The organism is Mesotoga sp. UBA5825 (assembly GCF_002432955.1).
GTDB lineage: Bacteria > Thermotogota > Thermotogae > Petrotogales > Kosmotogaceae > Mesotoga.
This window is the reverse complement of sequence record NZ_DJHG01000029.1, coordinates 25,735-44,791: the sequence shown is the minus strand read 5'-3', so window position 1 is coordinate 44,791 and position 19,057 is coordinate 25,735. Positions and strand designations below refer to the sequence as shown.

16 protein-coding genes and 1 tRNA gene are annotated in these 19,057 nt (G+C 45.1%); all 17 read left to right on the top strand.

Annotated elements, in window-relative coordinates; all coding sequences use genetic code 11:
* Positions 1 to 49 precede the first annotated feature (49 nt).
* A complete protein-coding gene (gene rny, locus B3N33_RS02685; protein WP_099830664.1) occupies positions 50 to 1,585 on the top strand; it encodes a ribonuclease Y in 1,536 nt (511 codons plus the stop codon).
* Between the two features lie 44 nt (positions 1,586 to 1,629).
* Positions 1,630 to 1,705 (top strand) — tRNA-Thr (locus tag B3N33_RS02680).
* 42 nt (positions 1,706 to 1,747) lie between these two features.
* Positions 1,748 to 3,139 carry a tRNA lysidine(34) synthetase TilS gene (gene tilS / locus B3N33_RS02675; protein WP_214079320.1) on the top strand — a complete coding sequence of 464 codons (1,392 nt, stop codon included), beginning with the start codon at positions 1,748 to 1,750 and terminating at the stop codon, positions 3,137 to 3,139.
* A gap of 4 nt (positions 3,140 to 3,143) precedes the next feature.
* Positions 3,144 to 5,045 (top strand): ATP-dependent zinc metalloprotease FtsH, encoded by a 1,902-nt coding sequence (gene ftsH / locus B3N33_RS02670; protein ID WP_292592127.1) that lies wholly within the window; start codon positions 3,144 to 3,146, stop codon positions 5,043 to 5,045.
* A gap of 13 nt (positions 5,046 to 5,058) precedes the next feature.
* Positions 5,059 to 5,466: a thioesterase, FlK family gene (locus tag B3N33_RS02665; protein WP_214079322.1), complete on the top strand. Its 408-nt coding sequence runs from the start codon at positions 5,059 to 5,061 to the stop codon at positions 5,464 to 5,466.
* A complete protein-coding gene (locus tag B3N33_RS02660) occupies positions 5,459 to 6,934 on the top strand; it encodes a B12-binding domain-containing radical SAM protein (RefSeq protein ID WP_214079323.1) in 1,476 nt (491 codons plus the stop codon). The genes B3N33_RS02665 and B3N33_RS02660 overlap by 8 nt, the downstream gene beginning before the upstream one ends.
* Positions 6,906 to 7,625: a response regulator transcription factor gene (locus B3N33_RS02655; protein WP_214059776.1), complete on the top strand. Its 720-nt coding sequence runs from the start codon at positions 6,906 to 6,908 to the stop codon at positions 7,623 to 7,625. The genes B3N33_RS02660 and B3N33_RS02655 overlap by 29 nt, the downstream gene beginning before the upstream one ends.
* A gap of 4 nt (positions 7,626 to 7,629) precedes the next feature.
* Positions 7,630 to 8,880 (top strand): sensor histidine kinase, encoded by a 1,251-nt coding sequence (locus B3N33_RS02650; protein WP_214059777.1) that lies wholly within the window; start codon positions 7,630 to 7,632, stop codon positions 8,878 to 8,880.
* Positions 8,877 to 10,178: a thymidine phosphorylase gene (locus tag B3N33_RS02645; protein WP_214059778.1), complete on the top strand. Its 1,302-nt coding sequence runs from the start codon at positions 8,877 to 8,879 to the stop codon at positions 10,176 to 10,178. The genes B3N33_RS02650 and B3N33_RS02645 overlap by 4 nt, the downstream gene beginning before the upstream one ends.
* A 12-nt stretch (positions 10,179 to 10,190) precedes the next feature.
* Positions 10,191 to 11,864 (top strand): phosphodiester glycosidase family protein, encoded by a 1,674-nt coding sequence (locus B3N33_RS02640; RefSeq protein ID WP_214079324.1) that lies wholly within the window; start codon positions 10,191 to 10,193, stop codon positions 11,862 to 11,864.
* A 28-nt stretch (positions 11,865 to 11,892) separates the two neighbouring features.
* The gene (gene fusA, locus B3N33_RS02635; RefSeq protein WP_292592125.1) at positions 11,893 to 13,965 is read left to right on the top strand and encodes an elongation factor G; all 2,073 of its coding nucleotides are present in this window, start codon (positions 11,893 to 11,895) and stop codon (positions 13,963 to 13,965) included.
* A complete protein-coding gene (locus B3N33_RS02630; protein WP_292592124.1) occupies positions 13,946 to 14,344 on the top strand; it encodes a DUF503 domain-containing protein in 399 nt (132 codons plus the stop codon). The genes fusA and B3N33_RS02630 overlap by 20 nt, the downstream gene beginning before the upstream one ends.
* A gap of 16 nt (positions 14,345 to 14,360) precedes the next feature.
* Positions 14,361 to 15,587 (top strand): hypothetical protein, encoded by a 1,227-nt coding sequence (locus B3N33_RS02625; RefSeq protein ID WP_292592122.1) that lies wholly within the window; start codon positions 14,361 to 14,363, stop codon positions 15,585 to 15,587.
* Entirely contained in the window at positions 15,559 to 16,152 is a 594-nt protein-coding gene (gene yqeK, locus B3N33_RS02620) for a bis(5'-nucleosyl)-tetraphosphatase (symmetrical) YqeK (protein ID WP_214079327.1), read from the top strand. Before B3N33_RS02625 ends, yqeK begins: the two co-directional genes overlap by 29 nt.
* On the top strand, positions 16,139 to 16,849 hold the full coding sequence (locus tag B3N33_RS02615; RefSeq protein WP_292588485.1) for a hypothetical protein: 711 nt from the start codon (positions 16,139 to 16,141) through the stop codon (positions 16,847 to 16,849). The genes yqeK and B3N33_RS02615 overlap by 14 nt, the downstream gene beginning before the upstream one ends.
* Positions 16,849 to 18,051: an LCP family protein gene (locus B3N33_RS02610; RefSeq protein ID WP_214079328.1), complete on the top strand. Its 1,203-nt coding sequence runs from the start codon at positions 16,849 to 16,851 to the stop codon at positions 18,049 to 18,051. Before B3N33_RS02615 ends, B3N33_RS02610 begins: the two co-directional genes overlap by 1 nt.
* A gap of 4 nt (positions 18,052 to 18,055) precedes the next feature.
* Positions 18,056 to 19,006, top strand: a complete 951-nt coding sequence (locus tag B3N33_RS02605; protein WP_214079329.1) for a GAF domain-containing protein — start codon at positions 18,056 to 18,058, stop codon at positions 19,004 to 19,006.
* Positions 19,007 to 19,057 lie beyond the last annotated feature (51 nt).

Below are 19,057 nucleotides of genomic sequence, written 5' to 3'. Positions count from 1 at the left end.
GGAGCTGGTTTCCTCGAAGGCTAGGTGAAAGGACCAGCGATGAGAAACTATGATGCTACTGATTGGTATAATAGCCGGCCTGGCAGCGGGTATTGCGCTGGCTTATTTTATACTCACCCCTTTGGCTGTGAAGAAGGCAAAGGATGAGCTTGAGCTTCAACTGAAATCCGCAAAACAGGATTCAGAGTCGATAATCAAGAGGGCTCAGGAAGAGGCGGATCATCTTAAGAAGAAGGCACTCTTAGAAGGCCGTGAAGAACTCCACAGGCTTCGTGAGGAGCAAGAGAAGGATTTCAAGAGAGATCGAGAAGAACTGAAGCAATGGGAAGAAAGGATTTCCAGAAGAGAAGATAACATCGATAAAAAGGAAGAAGCTATTGAGAGGACTCGACAACAGTTGGATATCGAAAGGGCTCGTGTTGAAGAGATGAAAGAAGAAGCAGAGAAGAAACTGTTCAGCCTTGCCGACCTTTCGATGGAGGATGCCAGAGAGATAGTCCTGAGGAGAGCTGAAGAAATCTACGAACATGATCTTGCTCAGAAGCTTAAGGAGATGAAAGATCACTACGACGAAGAAGGCAATCGATACGCCAAATGGGTAATCGTCAACTCAGTCCAGCGCTATGCGGCAGATTATACGGGCGATATAACTGTAAGCGCGGTAAGCCTTCCTTCCGATGAGATGAAGGGAAGGATCATAGGCAGAGAGGGAAGGAATATCAGAGCATTTGAGAAGTTGACCGGTTCGGATCTCGTGATCGATGATACACCTGAAGTTGTTGTGGTATCCTGTTTCAATCCTCTTAGGAGGGCGATCGCAAAGATGACACTGGATAGGCTCGTTGAAGATGGAAGAATTCATCCTGCTAGGATTGAGGAAATGTACGAAAAGTCAAAAAAGGAGATCTACAGTGAAATAAAAGAAGCGGGTCAGGAAGCTTTGATGAAAGTAGGTATTCCCTCGATGCACCCAGAGCTTGTCAAACTACTAGGAAGGCTTAAGTTCAGGACGAGTTACGGTCAGAACGTATTGCAGCACTCTGTTGAGGTTGCTCATCTTGCGGCTCTAATGGCTTCCGAACTGGGTTTGAACATTGACAAAGCGAAGAGGGGGGCGATCCTTCACGATATTGGAAAGGCAATTGATCACGAAGTTGAGGGATCTCATGCGATTATTGGGGGAGAGATTGCCAAGAGGTACGGGGAAAAGGTTCAGGTTGTCAATATGATACAGTATCACCATGGTGAGACGGAGGCTTTGACCCCTGAAGCGGTTCTTGTGGCCGCCGCAGATGCTGTATCTGCTTCAAGGCCAGGAGCTAGAAGGGAGTCGCTTGATATGTATATTAAACGACTTGAAAACCTGGAGAACATTGCGACCGGATTCAAGCATATAGAAAAGGCCTACGCAATTCAGGCAGGGAGAGAGATTCGGGTAATTGTAGAGCCAGAAAAGGTTGATGATCTGCTGGCCGAGAAAATGGCCGTAGATATTGCCAAGAAAATTGAAGAGGAACTCGAATATCCCGGTGTTATTAAGGTGACTGTTATAAGGGAACGAAGAAGCGTCTCTTATGCGTCATGACAGATTGACATAGGAAAAGCGGTGATATAGAATTGGAACCAGGTGCCAACGTAGCTCAACCGGTAGAGCGGCTCATTCGTAATGAGCAGGTTGGGGGTTCAAGTCCCTTCGTTGGCTCCAGATGCGCCCTTTACGGGCGCATTATTATTGGTGGTGGTGCAAATGAGTGATTTCGAGAAGGAAGTCCTCGAATTCATCAAGAAATGGGACCTAATAGAAAGTGGTCAGAAAATTCTTGTAGCAGTTTCTGGAGGGAAGGACTCAATGTGTCTTCTCAATGTTCTGATAAATCTTAAATCGGAGCTGGGAATAGACCTCTTTGCCGCAAATCTCGACCATGGTCTTCGAAGGAAGGGACCCGTCGAGGAAGCAGGTATGATTGGCGATTTCTGTCGGGCGCGGTCGGTACCCTTCTTTCACGAAAGACGAGATGTTAATGAGCTTTTGAAAAAGAGGCGCGGTTTGTCGATAGAGTCTGCGGCGAGGGAAGTAAGATATGTTTTTCTGAGAGAAGTTAAGTTGTCTATCGGTGCAGATTTAATCGCCGTAGGGCATAATCGAGACGATCTTGTAGAAAATATCCTGCTAAGAATCGTGAAGGGAACTGGCATGAAAGGCGTGATTGGACTGCGCCCGTTAGGTGGCGATTTGATAAGACCTCTGCTATTCAGCGATATGCAACGTATTATAGATTATGTTACAATTAACAGGGTTACATTTATGGAGGATGAAACCAACTCTGAGGATGATTTTGAGCGCAATTACGTTCGTCTGAGAATCATTCCGGAGCTTAGAAAGATAAACTCAGCACTTAATGAGGCCGTGTGGAGGTTCTTTGAAAACATCAATGATGGATATGCACTGATCCATGAAAGGGTTGAAGAGGTTCTGGAGCAGATCGAATTCGCAGACGGTGTTTTTTTTGTGGAGGCCTTGAAGCTTAAAGAAGTTGAAAGGGCCGTTTTGTTGGAGATGGTGAGAGAGATCGTTTCTATTCTTAGTTCTGACAAGTATCCACCCTCCAGAGAGCGAGTTGTTGCCTTTTTCGATCTCCTGATTTCTAGTAGAGGAGGGTGGACTGTTGAGTTTAGAGAAGATATCAAGGCCTCGAAGATTGGCAGATATGTCTTCTTCTACGGGGGAGAACTTAGATTCAAGCGGATCGAAAGGCAAAGTATAGACTCTCTCCCTTTCAGCCGTGAACTAGAAGGATGGAAGATTTCCCTGGAATGCAACGAAGAAATTCCGGAAGCGATGATCGAAAGATTGGACGGTGCCTTTAATAGCATATGTTCGAGCGATAAGCTCTCCTTCCCTTTGAGCTTGCGGCCGATGGATGAAAGAGACAAGATCATCCCGTTTGGAATGTCAAGAAATAAGAAAGTTATCGATGTAGTTACAGAGAAAGGTTTGAAGGGCTTCTCAAGCAGAATTATGGTTCTTGAAAACGCTTTTGGAGATATCCTCTGGATTCCAGGTGTTGTCACGAGCGAGCTTTGCAGAGTTTGCCCCTCCAGTCTCGACAGCGTAGTTTTTTGCCTTGAAAGGAGGTAGTTCTGTGGATCAAAAGCCCAAGATTGGAATGATTCTCTTCTATGTTGTTTTGGGTATATTCCTGCTAATTGCACTCAGGGGCCTATATCCAACTGAGACAAGTGTTGTAGTTCCCTACACTAAGTTTTTGGATGACTTTAATAATATTATTGATATAGTTGTTTACGATAATGGAAAAGTCGTGTACATAACAGGAGACAACCCCAGAAGATCGCTTGAGACGTATGTCCCCTCTCAGACTCTTATGACTCAAACTTTTCAGAATCACATAGACCGATTGGCGGAGAGAGGAGTAAACATCACATTCGAAAGAGGAAGCGATTCTCTCTTCTGGGTGAATCTTCTTGGAACTATGATTCCTCTCGCAATAATCGTATTCATCTGGTTCTTCTTGATGAGATCTATGTCTGGCCGCAATTCACAGGCCTTCACATTCACTAAGAGTCCGGCAAAGAAATATGTCAACACTGACAAACATGTGACTTTCAAGGATGTTGCGGGAGTTGAGGAGGCCCAGCAGGAGCTAGCCGACATTGTCAGTTATTTGAAGGATCCCTCGGTGTTCACGGAAACAGGGGCAAGAATGCCCAAAGGTATATTATTGGTGGGTCCTCCGGGAACGGGGAAGACGCTCCTTGCAAGAGCTGTGGCCGGAGAAGCAGGGGTTCCCTTCTTCTTCATAAGCGGATCGGACTTCGTCGAACTCTTCGTTGGAGTTGGAGCGGCAAGAGTTAGGGATCTTTTCACTCAGGCTAAGTCTTCAGCGCCTGCGATTCTGTTCATTGATGAAATTGACGCCGTGGGTAGGCACAGAGGAGCAGGACTCGGGGGCGGCCATGACGAGAGAGAGCAGACGTTGAACCAGATTCTTGTCGAAATGGACGGATTTGATGCTAGGACCGGAGTTGTAGTTATTGCGGCCACGAACAGACCAGATATTCTGGACAAAGCTTTGCTGCGCCCAGGTAGATTTGACAAGAAAATCTCAGTTGATCCGCCAGATCTGAAAGGAAGAACAGAGATCCTGAAGATACACATGCGAGGTAAACCTATAGACCCTGAAGTTGATGTCCAGCTGCTTGCCAGGAGAACTCCAGGGTTTGTTGGAGCGGACCTGGAGAATCTGATCAATGAAGCGGCAATTCTCTCTGCTAGAAAGAAGAAGAAGATGATTGGAATGGTTGAACTTGAGGAAGCTATCGATAGAGTTCTTGCGGGACCGGCTAAGAGATCTCGGAGAATAAACGATCGTGAGAAGAAGATACTTGCCTATCACGAACTAGGACATGCCGTAGTCGGTCTGATTCTTCCAAAAGCCTTTCCTGTGCACAAGGTTACAATAATTCCTCGCGGCACTTCGATTCTCGGCTTCACGGAAAGTCTGCCACTAGAGGACAGGTATCTAATAACTAAGTCTGAGCTGATAGACAATATGGCTCAGGCCCTGGGTGGAAGAGCGGCGGAAGATCTGGTGTTTGGCGAGATTACCACTGGTGCTGCAAGCGATTTGGAAAGAGCAAGTGCGATGGCCCGGAGTATGGTCACTCAGTTTGGAATGAGTGAGAGATTGGGACCAATCGCTTGGGGCAAAGAGGAAGAGGAAGTATTTCTCGGAAGAGAGCTCACAAGAATGAAGAACTATTCTGAAGAAATTGCCAGTGAGATAGATTCAGAGGTTAAGACAATAGTTCTGACGTGCTATGAAAGGGCGAAGAGAGTTCTTTCGGATTACAGGAAGAAACTGGATGAAGCGGCCGACTATCTTCTTCAGAAGGAGACGATTTCCGGCAAAGAACTGGCCGAAATCCTGGGACTTGAAACCGGCAACTATTATAGAGATGATATTGAGACTGTAGAGGTTGCTCCTGGGGCGACAGCAGGCGATCCCGAGATCACAAAGGAGTAGAGGTGAAAGCGAAATGTTGGATTTTGAGCGGCTGAAGTCGCTACAAGGTAAGACTTTCACGCTAGCAGTTACTCCGTCGGATGTTTCGCTTAGGTGGTCGGAACGGTATGACTTTGAACTATTGAACCTGCTGTCGACTAGTGGTTTGATGAAGATTATCCATAACTGCGGCCATTCACTGATCTCCGATTTTGAGTCAGAATCGTTGATTTCAGTGGTTTCCGAGACCTTTGTCAGGCATCAGTCTCCGATATTGATGGAAAGAGAGATGGTTGTCAACATAAAGATCGAATCTGTCTCCGACAATGCTGAAGTCTGCTTTTCGGGGTCAGTTACTCAGCTTGGTTCTGAAGCTGGTTCTTTCGAGTTTTCGCGTAAATTCATATCTGCTGATTTTCTCAGGAGAGTTTTTAGTGCGTAAACCGAGAGACAAAAGAAGCTGGAGTGAGTACGAGCAAGTCTCGAGTTTGAAATTCAGAGAGCGGTTTGTTAGGGAAGTAAGTGGATTTGGCGATGTTAGGGTAGCGCTTATTTACCCAAATTCGTACGAAGTAGGAAGTGCAAGTCTGTCTACGCACGTTTTGCTGAGAAAGCTTAACGAATTAGGCAGCGTGAGGGCTGAGAGGTTCTTTTACAATAAGGACTTCCTGAAGTACTATTCTTTTGATTCACTCACGCCGCTTGACGAGTTCAAGATTTGGGCTTTTTCTGTTCACTTTGAGCTTGATTTAATGAACGTCTTTGACATTCTTAATAAGTTTTCTGTTCCACTTAGAAAAGAGGAGAGAAATGAGTTTCACCCGGTGATCATTGCTGGTGGAGCCATGACTTACTTCAATGATAACCTCCTCACAGAAGTTGCCGATGTGGTTCACAGGGGAGACTTAAGTGAGGAGTTCCTTGATGGTCTATCCGCTGTTGACCACTGGATGCACAGAAAGGAGATAATTGCTTCTCTAGAGACGGAACATGTGACTCCTTTCTTTTCTGATGTTCTTGGTGAGAGCGTATTCATCAGTCCCGATTCAGTATTTGGAGACCGGTACCTAATTGAGGTAGGCAGAGGATGCTTTAGAAAGTGCAGGTTTTGTGTGGCTGGTCACAGATACGGAAGACCAAGATTCAGAAAGTCTGATGAGGTATTTGACTTGATGGATTCTGTAGCTGACTTCACGAATAGATTTGGACTTGTGGCAGCAACCGTTACTGACTATCCGGGTATCGATGAAGTAGCCGAACACTGTATTGAGAAAGGGTACGAATTATCAGTTTCTTCTCTTAGGCTCGATTCCGTTTCGGATACTCTAATGAAGTCACTCAGATTGTCCAATCAGAGTATTTTCACTATTGCCCCAGAAGGTGGAAGCCAGAGAATGAGAGATGCCTTTGCTAAAGGAATAAGCAGAGGAGATATCCTCAGCGCTTTGGAGCTAGGCAGAAAGCACGGTTTCCGTAGAGTGAAGATGTACTACATCTATGGAGCCGTCTTTGAAAGGCGTGAGGATAGACAAGAGATAGCCGAGATGGCGTTACAGGCTTCAAGCATGGGTTATACAAGTGTGGTTCTTAGTTTGAACCCTTTGATTCCGAAACCGGGTACTCCATTTGAAGAGATGCCGATGGAGTCTCTAAGCGGACTGAGAAAGTACGAGAAGGAGATCAGATCGGAGTTGTTGGTTGAGGGCGTAAAGCTTGATTTCGAGAGTTTGAAGGAATCTCAAGTTCAGTTTGCGCTTGCGAATATCGATAAGAGTCATTCCCGGGAGCTATTGGCACACGTGGAGCGTGGAGTTGATCCAACACCTATTCTGAAAAAATATGCAGAGGAAGTGAATTCGAAACGGAAGGAGTGGAAGAAGCATGGCAAAGAAGAGTATTCTGGTTGTTGACGATGAGCCTTCGATCGTGGAACTCCTTACTTTTAACTTGAAAAAGGAGGGCTATAACGTCCTGAAAGCATATGATGCTGAAGAAGCGCTTAAGATCGCCGAGGACAATGAAACTGATATGTTCATCGTTGATATTATGCTTCCAGGAATGGATGGGTTCGAACTGGTCAGAAACCTGAGAGCAACCGAAAAGTTCAGACAGACACCTGTTATATTCTTGAGTGCTAAGAGCGAAGAATTCGACAAGGTGTTGGGACTCGAGCTCGGAGCAGACGACTATATTACCAAGCCTTTCAGCGTGCGAGAAGTTCTGGCTAGAATAAGAGCGGTTTTCAGAAGGATTCAGCAGAGCGCACAGGCAAAAGAAGAAAGGCCAAAGAAGATACTTGCGAGAGACCTAGAGATCGATACCGAGAAATACGAAGTAAGGGTAAAAAACCGAATGGTCAGCCTTACTCCTCTGGAATTTGAACTTCTAAGATTCCTGGCAGAAAATGAGGGCAAAGTCTTCAGTAGAGACGTTCTCCTGGACAAGCTGTGGGGATATGATTACTACGGTGACACAAGAACAGTTGACGTCCATATTAGACGCCTAAGAACTAAGATCGAAGAAGATGCCTCTAATCCAAAGTACATAATCACTGTTAGGGGTAAAGGTTACAAGTTCAGAGATCCTGGAAAGGAAGATTGATCCGTTGTTCTATGCTGTCCTCGCTACTGTTGCGGTGATAGCTTTTCTCTTCTTGATTCTGTTCAGGCATGAAAGACAGAAAAACGAGAGATTAGAAGCCGCCAAAAGGCGCTTTGCGGACCTTGTAGAAGTTCCGAGAAGCGCCGAGTTTATTTTCATCTATAAGAAGGTTCAGCAGCTTGTTTCGAGCATTAAAGAGGAAGTAACTTCTTTAAATGCAAGAATCGAAGATCTTGTGACGATTTTTGATAATCTGAGTGATGCCTTCTTGATAGTATCAGAGGATGGAAGGATTGATTACGCTAATAAAGCCGCGCAAGAGCTTTCGAGCAAGAAGCTAATTGGAAGGAAGATAAGTGAAGCGATAGACAATTATTACATTGGCGATTTGTTTGAAGATTCGGTAAGAACTAGAGAGAATCAGGAATCTGAGATAACGATCTACTACCCGAAGAGAACGATAAGAGAGTGTAAGATTATGAGAGTCTCCCTGAAGAACGATGTGAGATATCTCATTCTTCTTAGGGATATTACCAAGGAGAAGGAAGTTGAGGCGATGAGAAGGGATTTCGTTGCCAATGTCTCTCATGAGCTTAGAACACCGCTAACATCTATTCATGGATATGCTGAAACGCTTGCAGAAGATGATCTTGAGGACAAAGACACAGTTTACAGATTTCTTTCAATAATCGAAAACGAATCGGCAAGAATGACAAGATTGATAAACGATTTGCTTGACCTTGAGAAACTCGAATCGGGCGAAGCCTCCTTCAGCAAGGAGGACGTAGAGCTCGGAGAAGTCGTCAAATATGTTATTCGAATTGTCGATCCCCTTGCAGGTGAGAAGGGTGTTACAGTAAATGTTGACGTAGAAGAAGGGATTTTTGTAGAAGGAGATTTCGATAGACTTGTTCAACTTCTTCTGAACCTGATCGATAATGCCGTTAAGTACACCTCCGCTAAGGAGCACGGGCCTAGAGAGATATGGCTAAGATCTTATGCTCAAAACAACCATGCAATGATTGAAGTTGAAGACACGGGTGTTGGAATACCTGAAGACTCTCTGAAGCACATATTTGAAAGGTTTTACAGGGTTGATAAGGCCCGATCAAGAAAGATGGGTGGTACAGGTCTTGGATTGGCTATTACACGCTTTATAGTCGAAAAACACGGCGGAGTAATTTCCCTTGAGAGCGAGTATGGTACAGGAACGATTCTGAAAGTTAAGTTACCACTGAAGAAGGTGTTTAAATGAGAACTTACGACATAATCATCAAGAAGAGAAACGGCTATTCCAACACTAGAGATGAACTACGATCGCTGATACGGGGTTTTGTAGATGGCAATGTTCCAGACTATCAGATGGCGGCGTGGTTAATGGCCGTGTATTTCAATCATCTTGATGCAGAAGAAAGACTTTGTCTGACAGAGATCATGACTGACTCAGGAGAAAAGATCGATCTTTCGTCCATTAGTGGCACAAAAGTCGACAAACACTCTACCGGAGGAGTGGGCGACAAAGTGACTCTGGTAGTTGGACCGATCGTTGCGGCAGCAGGATTGGTTTTCGCAAAGCTGTCGGGAAGAGGTTTGGGTCACACAGGAGGAACGATCGACAAACTGGAATCGATTCCTGGCTTCAAGACTTCACTTGATATTGATGAATTCAAGCAGCAATCAGAACGAATAGGAATTGCTCTTGCTGGTCAAACCGCACAGGTAGCCATCGCTGACAAGAAGCTCTATGCTTTGCGAGACGTTACGGCCACAGTTGATGAGATTTCACTAATCGCCTCAAGCATAATGAGCAAGAAACTAGCTATCGATTCCGATGGAATTCTTCTTGACGTCAAGATCGGTTCGGGCGCCTTCATGAAAGACCTTGAAGAGGCTAAAGAACTTGCGTTGGCGATGATAGACATTGGAAAAAGGAAGGGAAGAACCACGAAGGCTGTGATAAGCGATATGAACCAGCCACTGGGAATCGCGGTAGGAAACTCGCTTGAGGTAGTGGAAGCAATAGAAACTCTTAAAGGGAAAGGTCCAAATGATTTCAGCTCACTTTGCAGAGTGATTGCAAGCCAGATGTTGGTAGTTGGTGGTGTTGCAGACGAAGATGATGCACAAGTAATCGTTGATCGCATGATCGACTCTGGTGAAGCCATCGAAAAGTTCAACGAATTCGTAGATGCTCAAGGAGGGCCAAAGGATTTCTCGGAGAACTATGAGAGTTGTTTTGACAGGGCCGCCCTCATCGAAGAGGTTAGATCTCAGGTGAGCGGATATGTGAAATCGGTTGATGCCGAATCAATTGGATTGATCTGCATGAGGCTTGGCGCAGGGAGAGAACGAAAGGAAGATAGAATAGACCCGGCTGTGGGTTTGAGAGTTCTTAAGAAGATTGGAGACAGAGTTGAGAAGGGGGAAACGATCGCCATAGTCTATGCTAATCAAAGGGATAGGTTTGAAAGGGAAACTGTAGCAATTCGCGATTGTTTTTGTGTTTCAGAGGAGAGAGTGCAGGCTCCTCCGATAGTCTACGAGGTACTGTAGGGAGTGCATTCAATGAGACGTATCCTGTTCATTTGTTTCCTGCTAATTTCATTGGTAACTTCAGCAAAGAATCTGATCTACCTTGACGATAGAGGACAGACAAGGGTCTTCGCCGATGCGGTAGTTGTTGAGCGTTCAATGGATTTCGTAAAACTGGACATAATTGGTGAGTTGATAAGGGGGATAGTTGTTTCTCAGTCTCTTCGCCAAGAAGAGACGATAATGATTCTTCCGTCAGGGATTATCGTCTCACTTTCACATGAGACAAAAAGAGCAACCGTGGAGTTTGGAAGCGAATTTGAGAACTCACTTATTATCAGAGATAGCAAGGTTCTAGTCAACGCAGAGTTGCTTGCAGCTATTACAGACAAATCTTTCTTCAGCGAAGCAGAGGCGCTGATCCTCTATTCTCAGCCGGTAACTGTGAAGGGTATTCAAAACACACAGGAAGCGATCTATGTGACCCTTGATAGAGATGTTCTCCCGGACTTTTTCACAATTTGGTGGACCGGAAGCGGATCACTTGCCCTCACTCTGAAGCCTGCGAAAGTAGATCCATTTCTTTCATACGAAGGGATGTCTGTGACGACCGGGAGGGGATTTGTGAAAATCTCTGCTGAGAAACCGTGGTCGGACGTTGAGTATGAGATCAAAGGAATGACGCTGATTATTAGAGGTAAAAGTGGTATGGGAAGAACAATACAGCAGGAGGCCAGCTTAGATTTCGACCTAAACGTATTCGAGTCTTACTCGGGCGGCCAGAAGTTCACAATGTCTTATCTCGAAATAGACGGCTCGAAGTTCTCTTTTGGAGTTGAACTCGCTAACAATGAAATTGCAGGTCTTGAGAAGGCAACGGATACTCTGAAAAGAAGCGGTGCAGAGATAATGATTAATGGCGGATACTTTGATCAGAATCATAATCTACCAATAGGTCTCCTTGTTCGAGATGGCAAAGTGCTAGGCCTTCCAACTCTCGGAAGACCGGCGATTTACTTCACTGAAGGTGGTGAAGTATATGTTTCAAGAATGGATGTATTCTACACGGCCAAGTTTGGAGACCGTTTTCTTCAAATCACGGGAGTTAACTCTCCGTATAGAGGAGAAGCCGTCTTGTACACAGATGAGTATCGAAACAGTATCCCTGATTTTGATGACTTCACCTATCTTGTAATAAGGGATGGCATGGTTACCAAAAAGGGTTTCGTATCCCGTGTGGAGAAGGGTTCAGATGTGTTGGTTCTTTCGCCATCTTCCGTACAGAAGATAGGGAACAAGGCTTCAGTTGGAGAATTTGTTTCATTTGAGTTGTTGAATTCATATGGGAAGAAGGTAACAGGAGCTGTTGAAGGTGGTCCGATGATAATACATGGAGGCGAGCCTGTAACCAGTTACGAGCGAAACTACTATTCAGCATCTCTACTGGATGTCAGAGCTCCAAGAACGCTTGTTGGAGTCAAAGAAACCGGAGAAGTTGTTTTCATCGTAATTGATGGCTATCAGCAGACTAGCTATGGCTTAACCTTCAAAGAGATGATAGAATTCTTCAAAGACAAGGGATTTGAATCCCTCATGTGTCTTGATGGAGGGAAGTCATCGATACTATCTGTCAATGGTGAAATAATCAATTCGCCGTCCTCGGGAGTGCCTTCTCTTCCAGTAATTATAACTGGATCGCGAAAGTAGACTGAAATAGATTTGGAGGTGGTCAGATATGGACAAGATTCCTGTCGATGCCAAGAGAGACATTACACTAATTGGGCACCACGGGTCTGGAAAAACTCAAATTGTTGATGCGATGCTTTATAACGCTAAGTTGATTGATCGTATAGGCATCCTTGCAACCGATTCTGAAGAAGTTGAAAGAGAGAAGAAAGCAAGTTTCTCAATGGGGGTAACAAGTGTTCCCCACAACGATAGCAGGATATACGTCATCGATACTCCCGGTATGTCGGACTTCTATGCTGAAACTGCAAACGGAATCTTAGTGTCAGAGAACATCGTGGTGGTAATAAATTCTACTGCCGGGATTGAGATACAAACCGAAAGGTTTGGTTCGGTCGCCAAAGAGCATGGAAAAGGGATAATTGCATTCTTCAACATGCTGGACAAAGAGAGGTCCGGTTTCGCAGATACACTCGCCGATCTAGGAGACACCTTTGAGAGAACACCGGTTCTTGTGCAGCTTCCAATAGGCAGTGAAGCTGGTTTCAGAGGTCTGATTGATCTTGTGAAAATGAAGGCGTTCATTTTCGAAGATGGTGGCGTGTTCAAAGAAGAAGATATCCCGGCAGATCTCAAATCGGCTGCCGAAGAGGCTAGAACAAAAATGATCGAGGACATCGTTCAGAACGATGAGGAGCTGATGATGAAGTATCTAGAGGGAGAAACCCTCTCGACAGATGAGCTTACCTCGGCTTTCAAAAAGGCCTATCTTGCAAATGAAGTGATTCCGGTTCTTCTTGGTTCGGCAGCAAAAAATATCGGAATTTCGCAGCTACTCGATTTTGTGATCGAAGTTGGAAAGAAGCCATCAGAGACATCGCCCAAGGCAGCCACACTTCTTTCCGGAGAGAAGATAGAAGTCAACGCTACCGAAGAAGAGCCGCTTGTGGCTTACATTTTCAAGTCAGTCGTTGATCCCTTCGTTGGAAAGCTGACTTTCATGAAGATACTTTCAGGGACACTCAAACAAGGAGACACTTTCATCGTGGTTGATCAAGAATCCTTGGAGAAAGTCGGGCATGTTATGCTTCCCGAGGGTACAAAGGAGATTGAGGTAGATGAGGCTACTGTCGGGGATATCGTCAAGTTAAGTAAGCTCAAGAAGAGCGCTGCAGGTAATACGGTAGCTCACAAGGACAGACAGCTGAAACTCGAATTGCCGGAAATGCCTGAACCAATGATTTCTAAATCGATTCAGCCCAAGTCAAAAGGAGACATCGATAAGATTAGCGGAGGTCTCGCGAGACTTGCAGAGTCCGATCCTACGTTCAAGTGGGAAAACGATCCCGAAACCAATGAAACGGTTATCAGCGGTCTGGGTTCTGTGCATCTAGACATAATGATAGAGAGGCTGAAAAAACTCTTCTCCGTCGATGTCGAAGTAGGAAAGCCGAAAATCGCCTACAGAGAGACAGTGAGAAAGACCGTTGAGGCTGAGTATAAACACAAAAAGCAAACCGGTGGTCACGGTCAATACGGACACGTTCAGATCAAAATTGAGCCTAATGAACGTGGTGCCGGTTTTGAGTTCATTGATAAAATCGTCGGCGGGGTCGTTCCGAAAAACTATATCCCTGCAGTTGAGAAAGGTGTCGTTGAGGCAATGAAAAAGGGCGTGCTGGCTTCTTATCCGGTAGTCGATGCAAAAGTAACGCTTTTCTACGGTTCTTACCACGATGTAGATTCTTCAGATATGTCTTTCCAGATAGCTGCCAGGCAGGCGTTCAAGAATGGTATGGGAGAAGCCAATCCGGTAATTCTTGAACCTTTGATGGATGTCGATGTCTTCGTTCCCGAAGAAGCGACAGGGGATATAATGGGTGAGATAACTTCTAGAAGAGGCAGACCGATGGGCATGGAACCTCAAGGGAAGGGCACTTCGAAAGTCGTCGCTCAGGTCCCACTTGCGGAAATGCTTGATTTTGCTAACAAGCTGAGCTCTATAACTAGCGGAAGGGGCTACTTCACCATGAGATTCAACTCTTATCAGGAGACCCCACCAGATGTCCAGCAGAAAATCATTCTCGAACGACAGAGGGAGCTTGAAGAACAGCAGAAGTAAGGCTTTTCAGATTGACGAAGCGGGGGTTATCCCCCGCTTTCTTTTGAACGGCAGTCAAGCGCCAGATGTCAAAGATTCGAGAGAACTTGGAGGAGACAAGATGCACGTAGGTTATGTGACCTATGTATTGAGACTTTACGGAATAAGCTCATTGAAGGAAAAACGGTCCATCATAAGGCCGATCCTTAGCGACCTTCGAAGAAACTTCAACGCTTCCGTTGTGGAGACGGGAAAGCACGATTCGAAGCTGGAAGCAGAGATTACCGTAAGCATGGTTGCGTGCAAAAGAAGCGAGCTGGACTCTCTATTTCAGTCTGTTTGGCAGCGAATGATCTGGAACGGTGTCGAAGTCTATGGAGAGGAAGGAGAGATCTGGTGATAACTGGAGGTGGGGTATGAAAAGGTTTCTGATTCTAGTTGTTTTCATTATCGGAGCATTTGTCGCATTTTCTGAGCAACTCTATATTTTCAATGGTTTCTCGATTCTTACCGGGGAGGTAGCTTTTGAGAAAGGAAGAGCGGTTATTGAGGTTCCTTATGGTGTCCAGGTTCAACCAGAAACCTTCTCGGTATTTGGGGTGCCTGAGTCTACTACGATCAACTTTGTTCCAGGTGACAGCGTGGAATCGCTATACGAAAGAAATCTGGGAAGACCTGTTAAGTTTGTTTATGAAGACGGTAGAGTTGAGAGACTTGAGGTTGTCTCGCCTCTTCCAGTATTCAGAAATTCATATGGCGAAATCATCGTGAATCCAAAAGGGTATCCTGTTTTCTCCGATGAGTTCAGCCCAAACGCCCGTTTTCTGTTGAACTCCCAGGATAGCTTCAGCGGTCAGTCTTCATTTGCGTATCAAGTTAGGAACAACAGCTGGACCACGAGGTACTCGCTCTCACTTAAGGATTTCTCTCTAACGGGTCTTATGATAGTGCATCTTGAAATGGAAACCGATGAAAACGTGACTCTTGTCTCATCAAATCCAGGTTACGGTTATGCAACCAGGGACATGGCGGCAAAGATGGTAAATGAATCTTACTCAGTATCTCCTGCTACTTCCGATGCTGAGACGAGACTTTACGAGATTTCCGTTCCTCTGAAACGTGGCACCAACTATATCGCGTTTCTCTCCGAACTCTTTTCTGGAGATAAGAGGCTAGTCTTCAGAGCAAGTAGAGGCGGAAGTAGCTTCACCGGAGTTGAAATTGACGTTTATCTGAATGAAGTTCCAATTGATCTTCCGTCCGGCGTCATGGAGGTCTGGAGCGAATCTGTATACTTAGGTTCCGCAGGAATTGGAAATATTGCAAAGGGAGAGAGTGTTGTTCTTCAAAGCATAGCAAGATCAATAGAAGTTTCGGGTAGAAAGACGACTGTGACAACGCTTGGTGATTCAAAGTATAGATATTACAAGAACACTTATTACGTTAGGAACCTTTCCGAGGAGACTGTTACAGTTGAAATTGAAGACTACCTTGGTCAGAACGCCGAACAATTCCACCTGAATTGTGAAGATTGTGATTTCGAGTACATAAAAGAAACAGGTATGTGGACTTACACGGTATCGGTCGATCCAGGCGAGGTAGCGGAGGTAGAGGTTGAATATAGGGTACGATTTGCTAACTGAAGCTGTTCGTGAGAAGGCAGAAGAGACTTGCTCTCCAGAGAGACTAGAACACATTTCGGGGGTCGAGAGATTGGCAAAGAGACTCAGCGTTGTACATAACTCTGACCCTTTTAAGGCAGCACTCGCAGCCTTGTCGCACGATCTCTTCCGAGATGCGGATGGAGATGAACTTATGCGAAAGGCAGTCTCATACGGGATAGAGCCATCAGATATCGAGAGAAACTTCCCAATTCTTCTTCATGGCAAGGTTGCTGCCTGTTTTCTAAATGAAGAGTTCGGACTGCAAGGTGACGTGTTTGAGGCAGTGTACTGGCATGTCAGCGGGATTCCCGGTATGTGTATGCTTGGAAAGATACTTATGATTGCCGATATTAGCGAGGAAAGTAGATCCTTTCCCGAGGCCCTCCAGATTCGTGTGGCGGCCGAAGCAGATCTGGAAAAATCGTTTGTTGACGTGATAAGATTGAAAATAACATGGGCCGTAAAGTCGGGCAGTCTCTTGCTTCCTGAGACTGTGTGGACGTGGAATGAATTACTTGGAGGTGCCAATCATGTCTCTAATTAAGCCAAAGAAACGACGTGGTCCGAAGTTGTTGTGGCTGATCATTGTTATCTTAGTAATCGTTGCTGCCGGTGCCGGTTATGTGTATTTCACAATCAGCTCAGTCAGCGGAAGCGATGAGATGAAGGCAAGTTATGTGGACTATCTCTTCCACTGGCAGGAGGGCAATGAACACGTGTACTACTATTTGAGAACCACTGTGAGCGCCCGGACTTCTGTGGTAACTTTTCCGGTATTTGCAACGATCGAGAACTCCAAAGAGGTCCTTGATCCTCAACTTGGTGCAGAGGCAATGAGATTGGTGCATAGTTGGTTGAACACCAACAGTGACTTCTCATACTTCGTGAATCTTAGTCCTAAGCTGATAAGTGAACTCGCATCGGGATTAGGTGTGAATGCTTCGAATCCCGTTCAGCTAATTGATGCAATGGCATTAAGAGGGTTCAAGTTGTTCGATTACTGGAAGATAAATGGACTTGCAGAAACAGTAAAGGAAAACGACGGTTCCACTACTCTTACATCTAGGGGGATTGCCGTACTTCTCGACAGACTTGGAAGCTCTTCAAGGATGGCGTATCAGCTGGAAACACTAACTCAGTTTCCTTTGAAGATCTCTGTAGGGGTTGGAGGAGAAACCGTTAGCCGTCTATATCTAAAGCCCGATTCTCTTGACAGTGTGAAGAGAGCACTCTCAAACTGATGAAGTCTGTTCACTTTACCCTTGCAACAATTTCGGTTCTTCAGGTCTTTCTCTTCTTCTTCCTAGTTTTTCTGGTTTTCAGAGATGCATACGGTTCTATGACTGGAAGAGACCTTGCGGGAGAGACAGTGCTGATAGTTGGCATAGATTCTGGAGGTAACTCAAAGGCTGCCGTTGGCGGAAGAACTGACTATATTTCCATAGTCTACTTTGGATCCTCTGGAAAACTTCTCTTGAAAAGTATTCCGAGAGATACAGTTATTTCTTATGGATCTGAGAAAAGGAAGATCAATTCACTATACAACTCATTCGGAATGGAGGCACTTATCAAGGGAGTCGAGGAACTCACAGAAAGAGAAATAACCGGTTGGGTAGTTGTTGATTTCAGCACCGTGACTGAACTCACAAGGTTCACCGGTCCTATAAGAGTTGAAGTGAATTCCTTGATGCATCACGATGACTTTCAGCAGGGACTCCACATTCACTTTGAACCTGGAATACACTTTCTTGAGGGTGAAGATTTGCTCAAGTTTCTGCGTTATAGGCAGGCGGATTCTGGGGATTTGGGCCGGATAGAGAGGCAGAGACAGGTGGTGGAGCAGTTCTTGAAGAACCTTGTTAACGCAGGACCCTCAAAGATAGTCGAGATGATTGACTTCTTGCTTGAAAAGACAGATATCAGCATCGACAAGAAGTCTCTCACGGATTTCGCCGTCGGCTTTTTCACTGGACCGAGGTCTGTCAGCTTTGCCCAGATAGACTACTACATAGATGGAGAAGGTCGGATAATACCTACAGGACCGGGAAGTGATGATCCAGAACCTACAAGGGGTGCAAGCTCTTCACCAAAAATTCTTGTAGTCAATAACATTCCTGATTACAGCACTCGTTTCGGAGATTTTGCCGAGACAATAAAAGCTCAGTGGTCTGCTCAGGCAGGCGTGAAGATAGATGCAACGGGTCTAGTTCCAGAAATAAATGGGATTGAAAAGAGAGGTACATATCTCTTCATTAATACTAGAGCAACGGAAATCAGGGAGCTATTCTCTAAGGCTCATGTATATCATAGACCTATAGTAATGGTTACTTCAAGCTTTGGGGGACTGGACTACTACTACGGCCTGATCGATTCGCTTTCTGAAAACAGATTCTACCCGTCCAATTATGATGCTTATGTATTGCTTGGCGTAGGAGGAAAGTAGCTAGATGAGGAGCATTTTCAGGGATTTCACTTATGACTATTTCAGTATTCTAAGCTATCCGAAGGAAAAGTGGGGAGACTTCTGGGCTGCATACAGAGAAAAGCATCCAAGGGTACTCGAAGAATACATGTTCAAGAACAATCTCGATGACAGAACCCTCTCGGGAGAGATTGAGAAACTGGAAAGAAGGGAGATAGACAGACTTTCTCATTATTGGGAAAGTCATGGTCCTATCGAGAAAGGGAGGGTCCTTAAAAATCTTGGAAAGATATCGTCACAGCTTCACCTGGAAAGGGAAGACTTTGTGATCCACATTCTGGGTGCTCTGGGAAAACAAGAGCATCTTATCGTTCCAACGTCAAAGGGAAATGTAGTAATGATAGATCTTCTTCATTGCTGGAGTGAAGGCAACATAAAAGACTTCCCTGCCGTAGCCATGAGGGCATTGGAAGACTTCATAGAGTATTCCGAAATGAACGTTCGCATTAGTATGTCTCTGGAGGAGAAGGTACAGAGATTTGACCGTTTACTCAAGTACATAGAGATGAGCACTAAGGAATGCGGTTTTGATGAGAAGATGACGATTATCTCGAAACTTCTCGACAAGTATGTAGACTACTATAACTGGACAGGCTTCTATCTTTCCGATGGAGATAACTCCCTCATACTGGGACCGTATGTGGGCGAACCCACCGAACACGTCAGGATAGGCTTTGGTAGCGGAATTTGCGGCCAGGCGGCCGAGACGAAGAGTGTATTTCTCATACCAGATGTTTCACAGGAGACCAACTATCTTTCGTGCAGCGCGCGTACCAAGTCAGAGATCGTACTACCCTTGATTGTCGATGAAACAGTCATAGGTGAACTGGATATTGACAGTCATTTTCAAAACAGTTTCAATGATATTGATCGGGAATTTCTAGAAAAAACTTGCAGACTCCTCATAGAAAGCTGAAAGCGCCTATTATTGGGCAATATGGTTTTGTAACGTTATTAAACTATAAAT